Origin of the sequence: Rhodoferax sp., assembly GCF_018063565.1 — a bacterium.
In the GTDB taxonomy this organism is placed as follows: Bacteria; Pseudomonadota; Gammaproteobacteria; order Burkholderiales; family Burkholderiaceae_C; genus Rhodoferax.
Genome location: NZ_JAGPBB010000054.1, coordinates 1 through 20610, shown reverse-complemented (window position 1 = coordinate 20610; position 20610 = coordinate 1). Strand labels below are relative to the sequence as shown.

Annotated in this window: 20 protein-coding genes; 6 read left to right on the top strand and 14 right to left on the bottom strand. The window is 61.0% G+C overall.

Features of this window, described 5'->3' with window-relative positions:
- Nucleotides 1-4 precede the first annotated feature (4 nt).
- The 10 genes from hslV to KBF66_RS12855 form a co-directional block, all read right to left on the bottom strand.
- A complete protein-coding gene (gene hslV / locus KBF66_RS12900; protein WP_296657402.1) occupies nucleotides 5-550 on the bottom strand; it encodes an ATP-dependent protease subunit HslV in 546 nt (181 codons plus the stop codon).
- An 11-nt stretch (nucleotides 551-561) separates the two neighbouring features.
- Nucleotides 562-2205, bottom strand: coding sequence for an STAS domain-containing protein (locus KBF66_RS12895; protein WP_296657398.1), 1644 nt, complete (start codon nucleotides 2203-2205; stop codon nucleotides 562-564).
- Nucleotides 2206-2243: 38 nt separating this feature from the next.
- Nucleotides 2244-3149 (bottom strand): RNA polymerase-binding protein DksA, encoded by a 906-nt coding sequence (dksA, locus tag KBF66_RS12890; RefSeq protein WP_296657394.1) that lies wholly within the window; start codon nucleotides 3147-3149, stop codon nucleotides 2244-2246.
- Nucleotides 3150-3344: 195 nt separating this feature from the next.
- Nucleotides 3345-4394: a GTP-binding protein gene (locus KBF66_RS12885; RefSeq protein WP_296657389.1), complete on the bottom strand. Its 1050-nt coding sequence runs from the start codon at nucleotides 4392-4394 to the stop codon at nucleotides 3345-3347.
- A gap of 51 nt (nucleotides 4395-4445) precedes the next feature.
- Nucleotides 4446-5627, bottom strand: a complete 1182-nt coding sequence (locus tag KBF66_RS12880; RefSeq protein WP_296657385.1) for a class I SAM-dependent rRNA methyltransferase — start codon at nucleotides 5625-5627, stop codon at nucleotides 4446-4448.
- A 49-nt stretch (nucleotides 5628-5676) separates the two neighbouring features.
- The gene (locus KBF66_RS12875) at nucleotides 5677-5988 is read right to left on the bottom strand and encodes a hypothetical protein (protein WP_296657380.1); all 312 of its coding nucleotides are present in this window, start codon (nucleotides 5986-5988) and stop codon (nucleotides 5677-5679) included.
- A gap of 32 nt (nucleotides 5989-6020) precedes the next feature.
- A complete protein-coding gene (locus KBF66_RS12870; protein WP_296657376.1) occupies nucleotides 6021-6974 on the bottom strand; it encodes a tyrosine recombinase XerC in 954 nt (317 codons plus the stop codon).
- The gene (locus KBF66_RS12865; protein ID WP_296657372.1) at nucleotides 6974-7693 is read right to left on the bottom strand and encodes a DUF484 family protein; all 720 of its coding nucleotides are present in this window, start codon (nucleotides 7691-7693) and stop codon (nucleotides 6974-6976) included. Before KBF66_RS12865 ends, KBF66_RS12870 begins: the two co-directional genes overlap by 1 nt.
- Nucleotides 7694-7735: 42 nt before the next feature.
- Nucleotides 7736-8608 (bottom strand): diaminopimelate epimerase, encoded by an 873-nt coding sequence (gene dapF / locus KBF66_RS12860; RefSeq protein WP_296657368.1) that lies wholly within the window; start codon nucleotides 8606-8608, stop codon nucleotides 7736-7738.
- A gap of 49 nt (nucleotides 8609-8657) precedes the next feature.
- Nucleotides 8658-11648, bottom strand: a complete 2991-nt coding sequence (locus tag KBF66_RS12855; protein WP_296657363.1) for a DNA topoisomerase III — start codon at nucleotides 11646-11648, stop codon at nucleotides 8658-8660.
- Nucleotides 11649-11721: 73 nt separating this feature from the next.
- Here KBF66_RS12855 and KBF66_RS12850 point away from each other — a divergent pair, with 73 nt between their 5' ends.
- From KBF66_RS12850 to KBF66_RS12840, 3 genes are read left to right on the top strand one after another with little or no spacing between them, the layout of a single operon-like run.
- Nucleotides 11722-12240 (top strand): SET domain-containing protein-lysine N-methyltransferase, encoded by a 519-nt coding sequence (locus KBF66_RS12850; RefSeq protein WP_296657358.1) that lies wholly within the window; start codon nucleotides 11722-11724, stop codon nucleotides 12238-12240.
- Complete coding sequence (locus tag KBF66_RS12845; protein WP_296657355.1) at nucleotides 12241-13065, top strand: biotin--[acetyl-CoA-carboxylase] ligase; 825 nt, start codon at nucleotides 12241-12243, stop codon at nucleotides 13063-13065. It begins immediately after the preceding gene.
- A 13-nt stretch (nucleotides 13066-13078) separates the two neighbouring features.
- A complete protein-coding gene (locus KBF66_RS12840; RefSeq protein WP_296657351.1) occupies nucleotides 13079-13765 on the top strand; it encodes an SPOR domain-containing protein in 687 nt (228 codons plus the stop codon).
- Nucleotides 13766-13795: 30 nt separating this feature from the next.
- Here the strand turns inward: KBF66_RS12840 and KBF66_RS12835 are convergent, their stop codons facing one another.
- From KBF66_RS12835 to KBF66_RS12825, 3 genes are read right to left on the bottom strand one after another with little or no spacing between them, the layout of a single operon-like run.
- Nucleotides 13796-15250, bottom strand: coding sequence for a sensor histidine kinase (locus tag KBF66_RS12835; protein ID WP_296657347.1), 1455 nt, complete (start codon nucleotides 15248-15250; stop codon nucleotides 13796-13798).
- On the bottom strand, nucleotides 15247-15921 hold the full coding sequence (locus KBF66_RS12830) for a response regulator transcription factor (protein WP_296657345.1): 675 nt from the start codon (nucleotides 15919-15921) through the stop codon (nucleotides 15247-15249). The genes KBF66_RS12835 and KBF66_RS12830 overlap by 4 nt, the downstream gene beginning before the upstream one ends.
- A gap of 43 nt (nucleotides 15922-15964) precedes the next feature.
- Nucleotides 15965-16438, bottom strand: a complete 474-nt coding sequence (locus tag KBF66_RS12825; RefSeq protein WP_296657342.1) for a helix-turn-helix domain-containing protein — start codon at nucleotides 16436-16438, stop codon at nucleotides 15965-15967.
- Between the two features lie 176 nt (nucleotides 16439-16614).
- On the opposite strand from KBF66_RS12825, the gene recA reads away from it, so the two are divergent.
- On the top strand, nucleotides 16615-17709 hold the full coding sequence (recA, locus tag KBF66_RS12820) for a recombinase RecA (RefSeq protein ID WP_296657338.1): 1095 nt from the start codon (nucleotides 16615-16617) through the stop codon (nucleotides 17707-17709).
- Between the two features lie 37 nt (nucleotides 17710-17746).
- On the top strand, nucleotides 17747-18202 hold the full coding sequence (recX, locus tag KBF66_RS12815) for a recombination regulator RecX (protein WP_296657335.1): 456 nt from the start codon (nucleotides 17747-17749) through the stop codon (nucleotides 18200-18202).
- Between the two features lie 114 nt (nucleotides 18203-18316).
- Here recX and argC read toward each other — a convergent pair whose 3' ends face one another.
- Nucleotides 18317-19252 carry an N-acetyl-gamma-glutamyl-phosphate reductase gene (gene argC / locus KBF66_RS12810; RefSeq protein WP_296657301.1) on the bottom strand — a complete coding sequence of 312 codons (936 nt, stop codon included), beginning with the start codon at nucleotides 19250-19252 and terminating at the stop codon, nucleotides 18317-18319.
- Between the two features lie 160 nt (nucleotides 19253-19412).
- On the opposite strand from argC, the gene sucC reads away from it, so the two are divergent.
- The gene (gene sucC, locus KBF66_RS12805) at nucleotides 19413-20573 is read left to right on the top strand and encodes an ADP-forming succinate--CoA ligase subunit beta (RefSeq protein ID WP_296657296.1); all 1161 of its coding nucleotides are present in this window, start codon (nucleotides 19413-19415) and stop codon (nucleotides 20571-20573) included.
- Nucleotides 20574-20610 lie beyond the last annotated feature (37 nt).

Here is a 20610-nt window from a genome sequence, read left to right as displayed (position 1 = left end):
TCGCCTAGAGCACTTCCACAGTGTGGTTCATATTGGTGTAAATGCAGATTTCCCCGGCAATCTCGAGCGAACGCTTGACAATGTCCTGCGCCGACAAATCCGTATGATTGAGCAGCGCGATGGCACTTGCCTGGGCATAGGCACCCCCAGAGCCAATGGTGACGATGCCGTTTTCGGGCTCCAGCACGTCGCCATTGCCGGTAATGATCAACGAGGCACTGGCGTCGGCCACCGCCAGCATGGCTTCCAGGCGGCGCAGCACGCGGTCGGTACGCCAGTCTTTGGTCAGTTCGATGGCGGCGCGCACCAGATGGCCCTGGTGTTTCTCCAGCTTGGCCTCGAAACGCTCAAACAGCGTGAAGGCGTCGGCCGTCGCCCCGGCAAAACCCGCCAGCACCTTGCCGTGGTAGAGCTTGCGCACCTTGCGCGCCGTGCCTTTGACGACGATGTTGCCCAACGTCACCTGACCGTCGCCGCCAATGGCAACCTGCACCCCGTCAGGCGACTGGCGGCGCACACTGATGATGGTGGTGCCGTGGTATTGATCCATGAAAGTGTGTCCTAATAGTTTCGCACCACGATGTGGGCATGTTCGTTAAGGCCAATCAGATTGAAAAAGGCCACCAGCAATTGCGGCACATCCACCAGGCGGATCTGGACACCTGCAGCTTGCGCGTTGGCCAGCCAGTTCAACAGACTGCCGCCCGCAGAGAAATCAACGCGCAGCAGCGCCGCACAGGAAAGATCCAGCGTCTGCCCGACACCGCCAAGGCCCGCCGGGTTGGGCAACAGTGGCGTCACATCCCCCAGCACCTCACCCGACAGGGTCAGGCAGTGACCCGTGGCGGCGGTTACGGGGACTGCTTCGGTGACCTCATGCGGCGTTGCTGATGGCGGCACCGCCAGCACCTGGCATTGCGCGGGCTGCCACGAGGGGGGCGATATCTCGTAGGTGACGCAAAAATCCAGCGCCACCAACTCAAAATCGTCCTGCAAACCCAGCAAACGCAACAAGCCCAGCCGCAACTGCCACCAAAGTTGTGGCACCTGGGCATCACCCATCGGGGTATGCAGACGCAAGAGCTGTTCAAGGGTTTCAACCGCATCCAATGAAAACTCCACCGGCTGCTCGCACCAACCCGACATCAGCACCGCCAGGGCCTGCGCCGCCTGGGGTGTCATCGACTCCAGTCGACGCCAGTCCAGATGCCAGAAGACCCCGGTCGCCGCTGTGCGGGCCTGCAAACCCAGCACCGCCGCTGCATCGAGTGTAGGGGGGCACTGCCAACGGTCAACCCGACTTGGCCCGGCACCCGGCACCGCCGGAACCGATTGCAAAGATGGCACAGGGGGACTGGCCCGTTGCGTTGGCCACTTCGGCGCCGTGATGCCATGCCGATGCGCCAGTTCGTCGGCAATGCGCTCAAAACTGGCTTGCTGGGACGTCGCCCAATAAATGTCCAGCAAGGCATACGACCAGCCAGGACCCACCGCCAGCGCTGAATTGCGCTGTTGCAACGCCGCCATCAGCACCGATTCGGCCCCGCCATCGTCACCATTGGCAAAACGAATGGCGGCCTCTTCCAGCACCGGGTCGGACGCGACGCTGCTGTCGAGCGGAAACTCCAGGCTCGACACAGCGAAGGCATCGGTCAACACCTGGGCGGTATCGCGCGCATCCCGCGGTGGCACATGGGTATCCGGCACGGCGCTTTCTGCGCCATCGGCCAGTCGGGTCGGCACGTCCAGCGTGCTGTCGGCCATATCGGAAGGCATGGTCGTGGCAAACCCGCTGTCCAGTGTGTGCGGGGATGATGCGACTTGATCGGGCGCCACAGACCCGTCGCGCGATCGCCACCATTGCTTGGACATCTGCGCTTCAATTTCGTCGATCTTTTTGAGGGTATTGGCACGCTCCTCAAAGACCGAGTACCCCCAGCTGTCCTGGAAATCCGACAAGGGCACGGTCGCGCCCCCCGCGGCCGGCAAGGGGTTGAGCCGCAAACGGCGCAGCTTGTCAAATTCGCGCCGCCGCACCGCATCGTTGTACTGCTTGCGCTCGATCATCTGCTTGAGGGCCAGCTTGGCACCTTCCGGCTGATGCGCAGCGACCGGTTTGTTATCCACCTCGTCTACCGGCGACAAGCCCACCCGCTGGGCCACCTTGGAGTGCAAACCCGAGCCACGATCGGATGAGACTGACACGGCAACTCCACAAATGCACGGCGCTGCTCACGCGCGGTTCAATCGCCAAACATTTTCTGCTTGAGTTCACGGCGTTGCTGTGCCTCCAGCGACAGCGTCGCCGTCGGGCGCGCCAGCAGGCGTCCGACACCAATGGGCTCGCCGGTTTCATCGCAGTAACCATAGTCACCAGCATCGATGCGGTTGATCGACTGCTCGATCTTTTTGAGTAATTTGCGCTCGCGGTCGCGGGTTCTGAGCTCCAGCGCATGTTCTTCCTCAATGGTCGCCCGGTCCGCTGGGTCCGGCACCACCACGGTGTCTTCTCGCAGGTGCTCAGTGGTCTCCCCGGCGCTATTGAGAATGTCATTCTTCAGCGTGACCAGTTTCGCGCGGAAAAACGCCATCTGGGTGTCGTTCATGTAAACGCTGTCCGGCATGGCAATCACTTCAGCGTCCGACAACTCGGTGACCGGCTTGGTTTTCCAGTTGTTGGCCAGCGCCGGGTCTTTTTTGACGGCCGAGGCCAGGGCGGGCGCAATCGGCTGCACACTGGTCATTTGGGTAAAGCTGGCTTTCGCGGCCGTCGAGGCCACCGACTGCGCCATCGATGGCACCGTCAACTGCGCTAGGCGCGAGGACGGTCGGCCAGAGCGCACCGGTACTCCCAACGGGGTCAGTTGGGGTACAGCCGCCGGTTTCGACGCCGCCGGCGTGGCGACTGGCTTGGTCGCAGGGACGACCGGATCTACGGGAGGTTTTTTGGTCACAACTTCAGATTTGGTTTTGGTTTTGGGAACAGGTTTGGCAGCCTCAACGGCCTCGGCCAACTTGGCAACAGGCTTGGCAGCGGGCTTATCCACCGGTTTGACAGCGGTCTTGGCCACCTTGCTGGTTTTTTCGGGCAGGGCAGCTCCGGCCGGCTTCTCAGCAGGTGCATCGCGTTTGGCGGTTTGCGCTTTCACTGTAGGTCTCCTGGCAGGTTTTACCTGAACTTTTGTGGTTTTGTTGACGGTCAAGGGCAGAGGCCCGGCCGCTGCGGGTGGTGCCATGGTGGTGGCGTTTTCTTCGGCGCGCGAGTGTACAGGCTTGGTCACCGAAAAACCCATCATTTGCAAAAGCGCGACAAACATGGTGCTGTGATTGGGCTGCTGCCGGGTTTACACCAGGCTTTTCTCCATGCCTTGCAGAAAAATATCCTGCGGCAGGTCAATCCCGATGAACACCATCTTGCTCATGCGCTTTTCATCCGCGCCCCAAGCTGGCCCCAGATCACTGCCCATGAGCTGGTGCACGCCCTGGAAGATCACCTTGCGCTCGGTCCCCTGCATATAAAGAACGCCTTTGTAGCGCAACATGCGCGGTCCATAGACGTTGACCACAGCACCCAAAAAATCTTCCAGCTTGGCAGGATCAAACGCGCGCTCGGAGCGGAACACAAAACTCTTCACATCGTCGTCATGCACGTGATGATGACCCTGCGAATGCGAGGGGTGGTTGCAGGCCTCGCCTGGCGCATGGTCATGCCCGTGGTGCTCATGCTCGTGCTGGTCTTCCTTCAGAAAGTCAGGGTCAATGTCGAGCTTGGTGTTGAGATTGAAGCCACGCAGGTCAAACACCTCGCTCAGCGCCACCTCGCCAAAATGCACCGCTTTTTGTGGTGCGCGCGGATTCATATGGGTCAGGCGGTGCATCAGATCAGCGGTCTCTGACGCCGTCACCAGGTCAGTCTTGCTGATAAAAATCTGATCGGCAAAGCCGACCTGGCGGCGCGCCTCCTGGCGATCATCCAATTGCTGGTTGGCGTGCTTGGCGTCGACCAAGGTCAATATCGAGTCGAGCAGGTAACTCTCGGCAATCTCATCGTCCATAAAAAAGGTCTGCGCCACCGGCCCGGGGTCTGCCACCCCGGTGGTCTCGATCACCACCCGGTCAAAGTCCAGCAGTCCCTGACGCTTTTGCGACGCCAGCAGTTGCAGCGCCTCGCGCAGGTCTTCGCGGATGGTGCAACAAATACAGCCGTTGCTCATCTGGATGATCTGCTCCTTGGAGTCGGTCACCAGAATGTCGTTGTCGATGTTTTCCTCACCAAACTCGTTCTCGATGATGGCAATCTTTTGCCCATGCGCCTCGGACAACACACGTTTAAGCAGTGTGGTTTTGCCGGAGCCGAGGAAACCGGTCAGGATGGTGGCGGGGATCAGACTCATGGAGGGTACCAACTTGAAAGGCAGCGAGTGTAACGACGAAGCACCCAGCGTCTATTTGCGCATCACCACAAGCCCCTTGAGGTACTCACCTTCCGGGAAACGGATGGTCATCGGATGGTCGGGCGCAGCGCCCAATCGGTCCACAATGAAGCCGTCCACACCGGCATCACACCCGGCAGACGCCACAATCTTGTGAAACAGGTCTGCGCTGATGCCGCCCGAGCAACTGTAGGTATACAACATTCCCCCAGGTGCCAGCAGCTTGAAGGCCAGTCGGTTGATGTCTTTATAGGCCCGTGCGGCCCGATCGGCATGGGCCACGGTGGGTGCTAGCTTGGGCGGATCGAGCACAATGGCGTCGAAACTGCGCCCCTGCTGGACAAACTGGCGCAGCGAGGCGTTGACATCGGCATCCATCCAGCTCACCCGCTCCGGCGCAAATCCGTTGAACGCCACATTGGCGGCGGCTTGCTCCAGTGCCGGGCCAGACGAGTCGATCGAAATCACGTGCGCAGCGCCTCCGGCCAGCGCCGCCACGCTAAAACCACCGGTGTAACAGTAGCAATTGAGCACCTGGCCAAACTGCAAACGCCGGGCGTCGTCAGCAAAACGCCTGCGATTGTCGCGCTGGTCCAGATAAAAGCCGGTCTTGTGGCCTTGCGCAATATTCAGCGCCAATTGCCAGTCATGTTCTCGCAGCAGCAGGTCCAGCGCACCGGTGCCGCGCAACCAGCCACATGATTCACCCAAGCCCTCCAGCGCACGACTACTGGCGTCGCTGCGCTCGTAGAGCCGGCTCAGGCCGGTGGCCGCCAACAGAGCGTCGGCGATCACGTCCTTCCAGCGCTCCACGCCTGCTGCGCCGAACTGCGCCACCAGGGTGTCGCCATAGCGGTCCACGATCAGCCCCGGCAAACCGTCCGATTCACCATGAACCAGTCGCACACCGTCACTTTTGATATCAAATCTGGCTCTAGCGCATACTGATGTAAGGATCGCAGCTATAAAAAAAGAGTTATCAATGCGTTGAGTTTCGACAAAACTCCAGACCCGGGCGCGGATTTTCGACTGCGGGCTGAACGCTGCCCAAGCCAGAAACTGCCCGTCAGCCGATTCCACCCGCACTGTCTCCCCGGCATCACCACCCCCGCGTGCAATGGCCGATTCAAAAATCCAGGGGTGCGCGCGCAGCAGCGAGCGCTCTTTGCCGGGTTTTAGGCGGATCGTTTTCATGGGCCACGCCGCAGGCAGGGCCGCCGCCGGTCACTGGCGTGAAGCCGCATCAATAGGTGATGGCCATCGACGGCACATCCACCCGGATCATCGGTTTGCCCAAGGCTGCACTGACCGCAGCCACATAGTCAGCGGACCATTTCGCATCGGCAAACAGGGTGGCACCCGCGGCTTGGGTCACCACCAGAATCTTGTCGGCCGTCAGAACTTTGCCACTGGCGCGCAACGGCTCGCAGTCAAGCGCCAAAAACTGCTGGTCGAGCCAGGCCCGCGCGGCATCGTGCGCCAGCGCCACGCCTTCGGGCACATGAAAAGAGAACTCCTGGCCCCTGTCCAACACCACACTGATTTGCCTTTGCATACATCACCTGTTGAAAGAAATAAATAAAACGGCTATTTTGAACCACCCGGCTTGAGATGGGCGCGTGGATGCGCTGCATCATAGGCTTTTGCCAGGTGGGCAAAATCGAGCCGGGTGTAAATCTGGGTGGTGCTGATGTTGGCGTGCCCCAGCAGTTCCTGCACACCACGCAGGTCACTGCTGGACTGCAGCACATGGCTGGCAAACGAGTGGCGCAACATATGCGGATGCACCGGAGTCGCCATGCCGGCTTGCAGACTGCGCTGGCGCAGGCGCTGCCAGATCGACTGTGGCGACAGGCGGGTGCCGCGCTGGCCGATAAACAACGCGGATTGAGCCGCCACACCGGCCCGCGCCGGACCGGGCAACACTTGATCGCGCAGCGCCAGCCAGCATTGCAAGGCCTGCACCGCCTTGGCACCCACTGGCACGATGCGGCGCTTGCTGCCCTTGCCCAGCACATGCGCCTCACTGGCCTGCAGGTCGACCCAACCACGGGCACCGGCACTGGCCAGCACGTCCAGCCCGGTAAGCTCCCCCAGGCGCAGCCCGGCACCGTAGAGCAGCTCGACCATGGCGGCGTCACGCGCCTCCAGCCAGGGGTCGGCCTGCGGCGAATGGAACTCGGCCAGGTGCACGGCGTCATCGACCATCAGCGCCTTGGGCAGCGGCTTGGCGGCTTTCGGCGCACGCACGTCCTGCACCGGATTGCTGGCCACCCCCCCTTCGCGGCCGAGCCAGTTGTAGAAACCGCGCCAGCCCGACAGGATCAGCGCAATGCCACGTCCACTGCGTCCGCTGCTGTGCATTTGCGCCACCCAGCGGCGGATGTGGCTGCTTTGCACCTGCTCAAGCGCCAGACCCAGCACGGCGGCGTGCTGCGAAAGCCTTTGCAAGTCGAGCGCGTAAAGGGTCAGCGTACGGTCGGCCAGGCGCTTTTCAAAACGCACATGGTCCAGATAGCGCTGGATCAGCAGCTCTGGCATCAGCGCAATGGGGAGAGTGCGGCGCTGGCCAGCTCGGCAATGCGCGCCAGAAAGTCGGTACCCATGGTGCTGGTAAAGCGCTGCGCATCGGGGGAGGCCAGTACCAGCAAGCCAAACGCCGGCACCACGCCCGCCGTGGCCGGCGCACCCAGCAAAACCGGGCGCAGCGGCAAAATGGCCAGCGAGGTGGCGGCCTGTGGCTCTGGCAGCCAACTGATGGCCTCCAGGCCGGTATTGACACCACAAAACGGCTCGGTCAGCGAGGTGGCGAAAGACTTGGCGTCGTCGCTGACCCCCAGCGCAAACGGTTCACAGGCGTACCGGGATGCCACACCCCAGACCTTGATGCCGACTTGCGGCACCGAGAACTGGTCGGCAATCTCGTCGGCAATGAGCTGGGGCAAGGCCAGCACATCGGCATTGAGCAGCAGCGAGCGCGCCCACAGCAGCAGTTTGTCGGACAACACCATGTTCTCGTTGACATTGCGGATCATGTCCATGATGCGCTGCTCCAGCATCCGGATCTTGTCGCGCAACAGCGCGGCCTGACGTTCCTGCAGACTGACCGTGCGCTGGCTGTGGGGGCTGCTTAGGTGCACAGCCGCCAGCAGCTCGGCGTGGCGCTCAAAAAACTCAGGCGTATTGGCCAGATAGTTGGCAATGTCTTCTTCGGTGATCGGGCTGCCGATGGCGCTCGAGGGGGTCAGGGAGTGGGGCATGGTGGACACGAGTGAGTGGTTGGTTGGGGACAGCAGGGCAAGTTAGGGCGCGGGCAAGCAAACTCGCCCTTCAAACACGGTGGTGGCCGGGCCAGTCAGCAATACCGGGCTGTCGCCGCCTTGCCAGTCGATGGTCAGCAGGCCGCCACGCGTTTGCACGTCCACCCGCGCATCGAGCCAGCCCAGGCGAATCCCGGCAACCACAGCCGCACAGGCACCCGTGCCACAGGCCAGCGTCTCGCCGGCTCCGCGTTCATACACCCGCAGCCGCACCCGGGAGCGATGCTGAATTTGCATAAAACCCACATTGACACCCTGGACAAAAGCCGGGTGCGCCTGAATCTCAGGTCCCAAAACTGCGACCTCCACCGCGTCAACATCATCCACCACGGAGACGGCGTGGGGGTTGCCCATCGACACAATGGCCACTTCAGCGATCGCACCCCTGTTGTGATGAGCAATCGGTAGTGGCCACATTTGCCACAAACCCCGGGGGATGGCCCGCAGGCCCTTGTCAGCAAACGGCAGATGCGCCGGTTCAAAATCCGGCGCCTGCATGTCGACCGTGACGCGCCCGTCCACCTGCTTTTGCAATTGCAGCACACGATTCATGGTTTGCACGGTGACCACGTCTTTGTCAGTCAGCCCCTTTTGCTGCACAAAAGCGAGAAAACAGCGTGCCCCGTTGCCACAATGCTCCACCTCGTTGCCATCGGCGTTGTGGATCACGTATGAGAAGTCGATCCCCGGACGGTTGGCAGCGCGTACCGTGAGAATCTGGTCTGCACCCACGCCAAAGTGCCGATCGGCCAACCAGCGGTAGTGTTCGGCGCGCAGGCCCAACGGACCGGCCGTCTCGTCCAGCACCACAAAGTCGTTGCCTGCGCCTTGCATTTTGGTAAAGGAAATCTGCATGGGGCGTGATTATCCATGCCAGGGCCGGGCACCACCCGGGTGCCGTGGATCAGTTGCCCAGGTGTTTGCCCACAATCCCGGTCAGCTCAAACATGCTGATCTGCGGTTTGCCAAACACCGGCAACAGGGCAGCGTCGGCGTTGATGGCTCGTTTGTCCTTGGCATCCTGCAGCTGACGCGCCTTGATGTAATCCCACAGCTTCTTGATCACCTGCGGGCGCGCAATCGGCTCGGCGCCAATCACCGCTGCCAGCGCCGCGCTGGGGGTGGCACCACGGCCTGCGGACGGGGGTTTTCGCACCGCCTTGGTTGCCAGTTTTTTCACGGCTGTGGTCGAAACTTTTGATGTTTTTTGGCCAGTAGCACTTGTCCCACCTTGATTGATTGCTTTTACTTTAGAAGCAATCGTGGCGCGAGTCAGAGGCGCCGCCGCCGTTTTGCGCGGTGGGAACTTGCTGGGGGCGAACTCAAAGTTGACTTTACCGGCCTGGGCATCCCAAGCCAGCATGGCCTTGAACGGACGTCGTGTGCGCATGGAAACAAATTTGTCCAGCAGGTCAGTCTTGCCGCCGGCCAGCAGCTTTTGCATCTGCCCGCGCTCAATGGGCTGTTGCAAAATGATCTGGCCGCTCTTGAAATCGCAGCTAGCGGTGGCCTGAGCCAGGCTGGGTACCGACTTCTCGCACACATAGTTTTTGCCGTGCTCAAAAACCCGGGCGCCGCATTTGGGACAAGCACCCAGCGCGGTCTGCCCGCCGAAGTCCACCAGTTCGCCCGAATCCTCGCCTTTCTTGTCATCCCCAAAATCAAACTCCAGCTTGAAGTTCTGCGTCTCTTCGTCAAATTTGATGGCCATCTCGGCGGTAAACGGCCAGCCCGCCTTGGAGCGAAAACCCTCCAGCGGTCCAATCTTGCGTTCACGCAGAAACTGCTCCACCTCGGCCAGTTCAAAGGTGCGTCCGGCCGGTGTCTTGCCAAACGAGAATCCGCACCCCTCACTCTGACCATCGGCGCCGGTACAGGCGTAACGGCGGTAGTTTTCTTTCACCACGCCGCCACACTTGGGGCAGGGGGTGTGCAAGGTGGCATAGTTGCCGGGCACGGTGTCGCGGTCGTACTCTTTGGCCTTTTTGACAATGCGCTCGGTCATGGCGGCGATTTCTGCCATGAACTGGGCACGGCTGAGTTTGCCGTGCTCCATCTGGTTAAGCTTGTACTCCCATTCGCCGGTGAGTTCGGCTTTGGAGAGCTCTTCCACATCCAGCCCGCGCAACAGCGTCATCAGCTGAAAGGCCTTGGCGGTGGGGATCAGCTCGCGCCCTTCGCGCAGCATATAGGCCTCTGAAATCAGGCCTTCGATGATGCTGGCGCGGGTGGCGGGGGTGCCCAGGCCCTTCTCCTGCATGGCTTCGCGCAGTTCATCGTCGTCGATGAGTTTGCCCGCGCCCTCCATCGCTCCGAGCAGCGTGGCTTCGGAGTAACGCGCCGGTGGGCGGGTGCACAGACCTCTGGCCTCGGCGTCCTGGGTCAACACCTTTTCACCAGCCTGAACCGGCACCAAACTCTGCCCTTTGTCCCCATCTTTGGCATCGGGCACCTCGGCAGCCGCCTCTTTGCCGTAGATGGCCAGCCAGCCAGGTTTGACCAGCACCTTGCCTTCGGTCTTGAAATGGTGGGTGGCACCGAGGCAGGCCACTGCCGACACCCGTGTCGTGACCTGGTATTCAGCCGCCGGATAAAACACCGCCATGAATCGCCTGACCACCAGGTCATACAGCTTTTGCTCTGCATCCGAAAGCGCACTGGGCGCCTGCAGCGTCGGAATGATGGCAAAGTGGTCACTCACTTTGCTGTTGTCAAACACACGCCGGGTGTGGCTGATGTAGGCTTTGTCGAGCGCGGTGTGGGCATGGGGTGCCAGGTGGCGCAGATCGCTGGCCGCCAGCATCTCGAAAGTTTTTTTGACCACCGGCAGGTAGTCCTCGGGCAGCGCACGCGAATCAGTTCTTGGGTAAGTCAGCGCCTTGTGCCGCTCGTAAAGACTCTGCGCCAGCGCCAAAGTGGTTTTGGCGGAAAAACCAAACTTGCCATTGGCTTCGCGTTGCAGACTGGTCAGGTCAAACAGCAGCGGGCTGACCTGGCTGGTCGGCTTGCTTTCTTCGCTGACAGCCGCGGTCTTGCCCCGCACCGCCTCGGCAATGGCGTGCGCCTGGTCCAGCGTCCAGAGCCGGTCGGCCTTGAGTTCGGGGTCAGGCTCGGCATTGCCTGCAGCGGCGTTGGCACTGGCCTTTTTCCAGTCCGGGTCAAACCATTTCCCCGGGTAGTCACCCGCCTGGGCGCCAAAACTGGCGTGAATCTCCCAGTAATTGCGCGACACAAAAGCACGGATTTTTTCTTCGCGCTCCACCACCACGCTCAAGGTCGGGGTTTGCACCCGCCCCACCGTGGTCAGGAAGAAGCCACCGTCGCGCGAGTTGAACGCGGTCATGGCGCGGGTGCCATTGATACCCACCAGCCAGTCGGCCTCGGAACGGCAGCGCGCTGCGTCGGCCAGCGGCTGCATCTGGGCATTGCTGCGCAAGCTGGCAAAGCCGTCGCGAATGGCTTGCGGCGTCATCGACTGCAGCCACAAACGACTCACCGGTTTGCCAAGTGGCCTGGCGCCACCAGCGTACTGCTCGATCAGGCGAAAGATCAACTCCCCCTCGCGTCCGGCGTCGCAGGCGTTCACCAGTTGGTCGATATCCTTGCGTTTGGCCAGCTTGACCACCGCGTTGAGCCGGGTTTTGGTCTTGTCCACCGGCTTGAGTTCAAAGTGGGGGGGAATCACCGGCAAGTGGGCAAAACTCCACTTGCCACGTTTGACGTCATACGCCTCAGGGGCCTGTATTTCCAACAGGTGCCCTACCGCACTGGAGACCACATAGGCCTCGTTCTCAAAGTACTCATCGTGCTTGTCGAACTTGCCCGACTGCGGCGTGAGAGCACGCACGATGTCCTGCGCAACCGAAGGTTTTTCTGCAATGACCAGTGTTTTCATCTGACTACAATCCCGTTTTCTCGCGGGCGCACACGCGCACCCATACGAGTTCACGATACCAAATTTTTATACCGTGTCGAAAAAACCACTCAGTTCTGCCCGCAAAACCCGGCGTCGCATCCAGGTCCGCCGCTCGGGTATTCATGGCAGGGGGGTGTACGCCGTGATGGATCTGGCGGCCGGAGATGTGATCCTGGAATACCTGGGCGAAATCATTACCTGGGAGCAGGCGCAGGCACGCCATCCGCATAACCCGGCTGACCCGCAACACACCTTTTTTTTCCATGTGGATTCCCGCCGTGTGATCGACGCGGCCGTGGGTGGCAACGCGGCGCGCTGGATCAACCACTCGTGTGACGGCAATTGTGAAGCCGAAGAACAAGGCGGGCGCATTTTCATCAAGGCACTGCGCGACATTGCTGCCGGTGAAGAATTGCATTACGACTACGGCCTGATCATTGAGCAGCGATACACTGCCAAGCTGAAAGCGCAATACCCGTGCTGGTGCGGCGCCGGCAACTGCCGCGGCACCCTGCTGGCTCCCAAACCCAAACGCCGCGCAGTGCCAGACCCCAGCCAGGCGCGCAGCTGAATGGTGCCCCCCGCCCCCGCCATGCAGACCGTCGCGACAGCGTGGCCGCTTGAGGATATCTGGCAAGCGCTGGTGCCCCTGTTACCTGACATCAGCGTCGAATGGGTACCCACCATCGACTCCACCAACGAGACACTGTTGCGCCGCGTGCAGGCCGGACCGCCTCAGCCAACTTTACTGGTGGCCGAGCAACAAACTGCCGGACACGGCCGGATGGGACGTCCCTGGATCAGCCAGGTGCGGCACGGCCGCCCCAACCTGACGTTTTCACTGGCCATGCCGCTGGCGCCGAAAGACTGGTCGGGCTTGTCGCTGGCCATCGGTCTGAGCCTGGCGCAGAGTTTGCACCCGGATATCCGGCTGAAATGGCCCAACGACCTGTGGCTGCACGGGCGCAAGCTGGCGGGTATCCTGATCGAGACGGTCAACCCGGGTCGCATGAAGGGTCAACGCTGGGTGGTGCTGGGGGTCGGTCTCAATATAGAAGCACCCGATGCGGCAGGTTTGAGCACGGCTCCGGCCGGGCTGGCGGAGCTGTGGCCGCACGCCACCGCCCCGTGGGCATTGCGGCGCATGACGCTGCCACTGGTACAGTCCATACTGGCCTTTGAGGCACAGGGTTTTGCGCCGCTACAGGCAGCCTTCAACCGTCTGGATGCATTGGCGCAGACCCACGTCAGCCTGAGTGACGGCCGTCAAGGCATCGCACTTGGCGTGGATACCAGCGGTGCCCTGTTGTTACAAACTGCGCAGGGACTACAAAAGGTGATCAGTGCCGAAGTCAGTCTGCGCCCACTGAGCGGGCCGGCGGCGGCCGCAGTTTAAAGAGAGGAGCTGCATGTTACGCCTGAGCATCCTGCTGTTGCTGCTGCTGAACACCTTGTATTTCGCATGGGGAAACGGCTGGCTGCTGAGCATGGGTTGGGGGCCGGCATCACAGACCGAGCCGCAACGCCTGGCGCAGCAGATCAATCCACAGGCACTAACATGGGTCAATGAAACCACCGTTGTCGTCGCAGCACCCGGTACCAGCAACCCCTCCGTTGCCCCAGACACCCGATGCCTGCAAAGCCCGGCCCTGAATGCGCGTGAGGCACAGGCACTGCGTGTGCTGTTACAAGCGAGCTTGCCGCAGACAAGCTGGAGCCTGAACGCTACACCGGGCTCGCAGCGCTGGCTGATTTACATGGGCAAGTTTGAGTCTGCCGCAGATGTGGCCAAAAAGCGTGCCCAGTTGACAGCGCTTGGCGTCAAAATGTACCCGCTGGGCAACGCCGCATTGGCACCCGGGGTGTCGCTGGGAACCTACCCGACGGCCGAAGCGGCGCAGTCGGCGCTCGAAGAACTCAAACCCTTGGGGGTGCGTACCGCCCGCATCATTGAGGATGTGCTGCCCAGCGCCAGCTACCTGTTACGTTTGCCTGCGGTCGATGCGGCTTTGAAGGAATTGCTGCCACCGATACAAGCGGCCCTGGCCGACAAGACCCTTGACGTGTGCCCGAACACCCCCGGCACGCAGCCCTGAGACCGCATCAGCCGCCAACGGCTCCCGGCCTCAGGCCACCGGTTCTTCGTCCGGGTTGGCGGCAAAACGCACCATGAAACGCGCCCCCGGCGGGGTTTGCCCGGGGCGGCAGTCTTCCAGACTGACGGTGGCGTGGTGCTGGTGCGCGATCTCCAGCACAATGGGCAAGCCCAGCCCCGAGCCATCAGCCTCGGTGCCCAGCGCGCGGTAGAAGGGCTGGAAAATGAGTTCACGCTCTGCCATTGGCACACCCGGCCCGGAGTCTTCCACTTGCAACACCAAGGTGCGGCCAAAAGGGTCGGTGAGCACTCGCGCCGTGATCACCCCCGGCTTGTCGCGACTGGACGGGGTGTAGTTGATAGCGTTGTCCACCAGGTTACGCACCATCTCCTTGATCAGCGTCGCATTGGCCAGGATGACACAGCCCGGGTTACCCGCCTGTGTGCCCTCGTAGCCCAGATCAATGTGTTTTTCAAGGGCAAAGGGCACACAGTCACGCACCACCGACATACACAATTCGGCCAGATCACAACGGGTGCGTGGCATGGCCGAGCCGCTGCTTTCGGCGCGCGCCAAGGCCAGCAACTGGTTGACGCTGTGAGTCGCCCGGATGCTGGAGCGGCCGATCTGGCGCAGCGACTGTTTGAGGTCCTCCGCGCTGGCGCCTTCTCGCTGCGCCAGATCGGCCTGCATGCGCAGACCGGCCAACGGCGTCTTGAGCTGATGTGCGGCGTCGGCCAAAAACCGCTTCTGCGTGGCGATGGAGTCCGTCAGGCGCAGCAACAAATCGTTCACCGACTCCACCAGCGGCGTCACTTCGAGCGGCACCGCCTGTGCGTCAATCGGGCTCAGGTCGTCAGGCTTGCGGGCACGGATGCGCTCTTCGAGCTGATTGAGCGGTTTGATCGCCTGCACCAGCGCCAACCACACCAGCAGCACGGCCAGTGGCAGGATGATGAACTGCGGCAACATCACGCCCTTGACAATTTCGGTGGCCAGGACCGAGCGCTTTTCCAGCGTTTCGGCCACCTGCACCAATGCCGGTTTGCCCTCTGCGATGGGCAATTCCACCCAAAGGTAGGCAACCTTGACGTCGAAACCCTTGACCACCTCGTCCCGAATCCGCACCTCGTCTGGTGGCAGTTTCTCAAGCTCTGGCGGTGCCGGCAATGCGCGCTCGCCGCTGAGAAACTGGCCGCCTGGCCCCAACACCTGGTAGTACACGGTGTCGGAATCATCGGCGCGCAACAACTCGCGTGCCGGACGTGGCAGCACAAACTCGGCCTGCCCGCGCTTGATGGTGATGAGCTGTGCCATGGCCCGTGCGTTGTATTCCAGCGCCCGGTCAAACGGCTTGCCCGCAATGCCCTGGGCCACCAGCCAGGTCAGCACCAGACTCACCGGCCACAGCAGCAGCAGTGGCGTGAGCATCCAGTCCAGAATTTCGCCAAACAGCGAGCGCTGTTCGCGGTGGAAAATGTTCACCCGGGGATTTTTTCCAGACAGTAACCCAGGCCACGCACGGTGGCGATACGGATCGGGCCTTTTTCGATCTTCTTGCGCAGGCGATGAATATAGACCTCAATGGCGTTGTTGCTCACCTCTTCGCCCCACTCACACAGGCGCTCCACCAGCTGGTCCTTACTGACCAGACGGCCCGCACGTTGCAGCAGAACTTCGAGTAGGCCCAACTCGCGCGCCGAGAGTTCCACCATCACACCGTCAATGGTGGCAACACGTCCACCCTGGTCATAAATCAAGGGACCGTGCTTGATGGTGCTGCTGGCAGCCCCCATGCCACGGCGGCTCAGCGCCCGCACCCGTGCTTCGAGCTCCTGCAAGCTGAAAGGTTTGGCCATGTAGTCATCAGCGCCGTAGTCCAACCCCTTGACACGTTCCTCCACGCTGTCGGCTGCGGTAAGGATCAGCACCGGCAGTGAGGAACCGCGCGCCCGCAGCTTTTTCAGCACCTCCAGTCCATGCATCTTGGGCAGACCCAGGTCCAGGATCAGCAGGTCAAACTCGGTATTGGTCATCAGCGCTGCATCGGCTTCGGTGCCGCTGGCAACATGATCAACCGCGGCCCCCGAGCTGCGCAGACTGCGCAGCAAACCGTCGGCAAGTACCTGATCATCCTCGGCAATCAAAATTCGCATGGCGTTTCCTTGTAATGGACCGGTGAGTGGGAGCAGGCGGATTTTATGCGGCGTAGGCTTCCAGCCCGATGGTCAGCACGGTGGCCACGTCTTTGCCCAGTTCTGCCTGCAATTCAGCCTCGGTCTGGTGCACCGCCTCTTCGTAGGCAGCCAGCCAGACCAGGCCGGTCGGGGTAAACATCACCTGACGTGCTCGCGCATCACGCAGGTCGGGTCGGCGCTCCACCAGGTTCCAGGCAGCACACTGATCGACCAGTTTGCCCATCGCCTGCTTGCTGACACCGGCCATTGCCGCCAGCTCACCCAAGCGCAAACCAGCAGGTGTGAGGTGCCGGGTGATGTGGATATGGGACGCCGTCAGCCGACCCCGTGCCGCCAGATTCCCCAGCGCCAGGGGCAATTGCTCGTTGCCCGCCATCCTCGCCAACACGCGTGAATCGAATCGCTGCGACGCCAGCGCCAGCCAGCGACCCAGATGAACCGTGCGCCGACCCTCAACTGCGCTGAGTTCTGACACGGCCCTCGGAGATCCATCGTTCATACCAGAATAGTAAATTAAATTGACTATAAATTCGTGTTTCAAGTTATGAGTTTGCTCTAAACTACTGTTCAAGCATCCAGCCTGTTGTTAAACCCAGAGGATGGACAAGCTGCCAGCCAGACACATGTACCCACACTTTCAGGAGAAACCTCATGGACGCACCCGTCAAAGCCCCCACCCCGGTCAATGCCGAAAAAGCCAAAGCCCTGCAGGTGGCCCTGGCACAGATTGAAAAACAGTTTGGCAAAGGCACCATCATGCGCTTGGGTGAAGGCGAAGTCATTGAAGATATCCAAGTGGTGTCGACCGGCTCGCTGGGGCTGGATATTGCACTTGGCGTCGGTGGCTTGCCGCGTGGCCGGGTGGTTGAAATTTATGGCCCGGAGTCGTCGGGCAAGACCACACTCACCTTGCAGGTGATTGCCGAGATGCAGAAGACCGGTGGTCAGTGTGCGTTCGTCGATGCCGAACACGCGCTGGACATTCAATACGCCCAAAACCTGGGCGTGAACCTGCAAGACCTGCTGATCAGCCAGCCCGATACGGGTGAGCAGGCGCTGGAAATTGTCGACAGTCTGGTGCGCTCCGGTGCGGTCGATCTAATCGTGGTGGACTCGGTGGCAGCGCTCACGCCGAAGGCCGAGCTGGAAGGCGAAATGGGCGACAGCCTGCCCGGTCTGCAAGCGCGACTGATGAGCCAGGCGCTGCGCAAACTCACCGCCCACATCAAAAAGACCAATTGCATGGTCATCTTCATCAACCAGATCCGCATGAAGATCGGCGTGATGTTTGGCTCACCTGAGACCACCACCGGCGGCAACGCGCTCAAGTTCTATGCCAGCGTACGCCTGGACATCCGGCGCACCGGCACCATCAAGAAGGGCGAAGAATCGATTGGCAACGAAACCAAGGTCAAGGTGGTGAAGAACAAGGTGTCGCCACCGTTCAAGACAGCGGAGTTCGACATCATGTTTGGTCAAGGCATCAGCCGCGAGGGCGAGATCATCGACATGGGTGTGAACGCCAACATTCTCGAAAAATCCGGTGCCTGGTACGCCTACAAGGGCGAAAAGATTGGCCAAGGTCGCGACAACGCGCGCGAGTTTCTCAAAGAGAACCCTGATCTGTCACGGGAAATCGAGAACAAGGTGCGCGCGTCACTTGGCATTCCGTTACTCGCAGGTGGCGAGACGCCCGAGGTGGCGGCCAAGGTTTCAGGCAAAAAAGGGGCCTCAGCCCAGTCTTGATAAGCGCTACCAGCAATTTTTTTGGTAGCAAATTGAAATGCCTGCAACACCCGTTTCGCTCAAAGCCCGCGCGCTGCGGCTGCTGGGCAGCCGCGAGTACTCGAGGCTAGAGTTGCAGCGCAAATTGTCTGCGCACGAAGAGCAGGCAGGCAGCCTGACGCAAACCCTTGACGAACTGCAAGCCAAAGGGTTTATCGATGAGCAACGGGTGCTGGAGTCGGTGATTCACCGCCGTGCCGCCAAACTGGGCACCGCGCGCGTCAAGCAGGAGCTGCAAGCCAAAGGGCTGGACGCCCAGAGCATCAGCCAGGCCGTGGCCGGATTGCGTGACACCGAGCTTGCACGCGCACGAGAGGTTTGGCGGAAGAGATTTGATACACCCACAGCCGACGCCAAGGCTCGCGCCCAGCAAGCACGCTTTCTGGCTGCACGCGGTTTCGGCGGTGACACGATTCGTCAGGTGCTCAATCTGCCCGACGATGAAGCCAAATGATTTCCTGTCTGCTGAATCGCTGTTCCAATTCACCTGCAATCAATGGGGTCAGAGCCGTCCTCGCTTCGCTACGCGAATCCGACCCCATTGATTGCTGCGCCCACGCGCCTGACCTCACAAGTTCAGCATCAACCTGAGGTTCTGCACCGCCGCGCCACTGGCGCCCTTTCCCAGGTTGTCCAGCCGCGCGACCAGCACGGCGTGGCGGAAGTTGTCGCCCGGGTCGGAGTTGCCAAAAACTCTCAGCTCCATCAAATTGGTATCTGCCAGCGTGACGGCGTCGAGTTTATTGTCGGGATTGGCCGCTGGCACCGCCACGGTGTCGCTGCCAGCATAGTGGCGCGCCAGTGCTGCGTGCAAATCTGCGACCGTGGGTTGTCCGGGCAACAGGTCAAGATGGAGCGGGATCTGCACCAGCATGCCTTGCCGGAAATTACCCACCGAGGGCACAAACAAGGGGCGTCGGCTCAAACCTGTGTAGGCCATGATCTCAGGAATGTGCTTGTGTTTGAGACCGAGCGCATACAACTCGTAGGCGGGTGCACGGCCCTGCTCATAGGCTTCGATCATCGGCCGCCCGCCGCCCGAGTAGCCACTGATTGAGGGCAGGCACAGCGGGAAATCTTTGGGCAGCAACCCCGCATCGACCAGCGGGCGAATCAGTGCGATGGCGCCCGTGGCGTAGCAACCCGGATTGGCGACGCGCTGCGCCCCTCGAATGGCATCCGCTTGGCCCGCACACAGTTCAGGAAAGCCATACACCCAGCCCGGTGCCGTGCGGTGGGCTGTCGAGGCGTCAATGATTTTTGGACCTTTTTGGCCTGTAGCCCTTTGTATATCTGCGATATCAGCTGTTGATTCAATAGCTGCCTCGTCATGTAGGCACAGCACCACCAGATCGGCCTGCGCCATCAGGGCACGTTTGGCCACGCCGTCCTTGCGCAACGACGGATCGATACTGAGCAATTCGACGCCAGGCAGGCTCAGCAGTCGTTCGCGAATCTGCAAACCGGTGGTTCCTGCCTCGCCGTCGATGAAAATTTTTTGCATGGTGAACTCCAAACGCTGGAACAGATCGGCTTGTAAGGCTGACTAAAGATTGATGCAACGCAACATGATACAGTCCTTGACGCTTCTCAAGGCGCGAGCGAACCTGCCGCCAAAAGCAGGCTCCAGCGGACATCCAACCCTCCATTCCTAAAGAGACCTCATGAAGATTCACGAGTACCAAGGCAAGGACATCTTGCGGCAATTTGGTGTGCCAGTGCCCCGCGGCATTGCAGCATTCACCGTTCAAGAGGCGGTGGAAGCCGCCCAAAAACTCGGCGGCCCGGTGTGGGTGGTCAAGGCACAGATCCACGCTGGCGGTCGCGGCAAGGGCGGCGGCGTCAAAGTGGCCAAGTCGATTGACGATGTCAAACGCCTGGCCGGCGAGATTCTGGGGATGCAGCTCAAAACCCACCAGACCGGCCCTGAAGGCCAGAAAGTGCGCCGCCTCTACATTGAAGACGGTGCCGACATCCAGAAAGAGTACTACGTCTCGGTCGTCACCGACCGCGCCACTCAAAAAGTGGCCTTTATCGCGTCGAGCGAAGGCGGCATGGATATTGAGACGGTGGCGCATGACACGCCGGAGAAGATCATCACCGAGTTCATTGACCCGCTGACCGGTCTGGGTGATGAACAGGCGCGCAAGATCGCTTCGGGCATCGGCATGCCGGCAGAGTCCATGGCGCAAGCCGCCGACATCTTCCAGAAGCTATACAAGTGCTACATGGAAACCGATGCCTCGCTGGTCGAGATCAACCCGCTGAATCGCGACAGCAAAGGCAATGTGATTGCGCTGGATGCCAAGTTCAACTTTGACGCCAATGCGCTGTACCGCCACCCCGAAATCGTGGCCTACCGTGACCTCGACGAAGAAGACCCCGCCGAGGTGGAAGCCAGCAAGTTTGACCTGGCCTACATCAGCCTGGACGGCAACATCGGCTGCCTGGTGAACGGCGCCGGTCTGGCCATGGCGACCATGGACACCATCAAGCTGTTCGGCGCTGAGCCCGCAAACTTTTTGGACGTGGGCGGCGGCGCTACCCCCGAGAAGGTGACCGAAGCCTTCAAGATCATGCTGAAGAACCCCAAGGTCAAGGCCATTCTGGTCAACATCTTTGGTGGCATCATGAAGTGCGACACCATTGCCACCGGCGTGATCACGGCCTGCAAAGCGGTCAACCTGTCGGTGCCGCTGGTGGTGCGCATGAAAGGCACCAACGAAGAACTCGGCAAGAAGATGCTGGCCGAAAGCGGTCTGCCCATCATCAGTGCCGACACCATGGCCGAAGCGGCCCAAAAAATCGTGGCAGCGGTCAAGTAAGGCGGAGTACGAACATGTCTATCTTCATCAATCAAGA

Coding starts and splice junctions, on each gene's coding strand:
- hslV (WP_296657402.1), bottom strand. CDS start 550: ATGGATCAATACCACGGCACCACCATCATCAGTGTGCGCCGCCAGTCG.
- KBF66_RS12885 (WP_296657389.1), bottom strand. CDS start 4,394: ATGAGTCTGATCCCCGCCACCATCCTGACCGGTTTCCTCGGCTCCGGC.
- KBF66_RS12880 (WP_296657385.1), bottom strand. CDS start 5,627: ATGAAAACGATCCGCCTAAAACCCGGCAAAGAGCGCTCGCTGCTGCGC.
- KBF66_RS12875 (WP_296657380.1), bottom strand. CDS start 5,988: ATGCAAAGGCAAATCAGTGTGGTGTTGGACAGGGGCCAGGAGTTCTCT.
- KBF66_RS12870 (WP_296657376.1), bottom strand. CDS start 6,974: ATGCCAGAGCTGCTGATCCAGCGCTATCTGGACCATGTGCGTTTTGAA.
- KBF66_RS12865 (WP_296657372.1), bottom strand. CDS start 7,693: ATGCCCCACTCCCTGACCCCCTCGAGCGCCATCGGCAGCCCGATCACC.
- dapF (WP_296657368.1), bottom strand. CDS start 8,608: ATGCAGATTTCCTTTACCAAAATGCAAGGCGCAGGCAACGACTTTGTG.
- KBF66_RS12855 (WP_296657363.1), bottom strand. CDS start 11,648: ATGAAAACACTGGTCATTGCAGAAAAACCTTCGGTTGCGCAGGACATC.
- KBF66_RS12845 (WP_296657355.1), top strand. CDS start 12,241: ATGGTGCCCCCCGCCCCCGCCATGCAGACCGTCGCGACAGCGTGGCCG.
- KBF66_RS12840 (WP_296657351.1), top strand. CDS start 13,079: ATGTTACGCCTGAGCATCCTGCTGTTGCTGCTGCTGAACACCTTGTAT.
- KBF66_RS12830 (WP_296657345.1), bottom strand. CDS start 15,921: ATGCGAATTTTGATTGCCGAGGATGATCAGGTACTTGCCGACGGTTTG.
- recA (WP_296657338.1), top strand. CDS start 16,615: ATGGACGCACCCGTCAAAGCCCCCACCCCGGTCAATGCCGAAAAAGCC.
- recX (WP_296657335.1), top strand. CDS start 17,747: ATGCCTGCAACACCCGTTTCGCTCAAAGCCCGCGCGCTGCGGCTGCTG.
- argC (WP_296657301.1), bottom strand. CDS start 19,252: ATGCAAAAAATTTTCATCGACGGCGAGGCAGGAACCACCGGTTTGCAG.
- sucC (WP_296657296.1), top strand. CDS start 19,413: ATGAAGATTCACGAGTACCAAGGCAAGGACATCTTGCGGCAATTTGGT.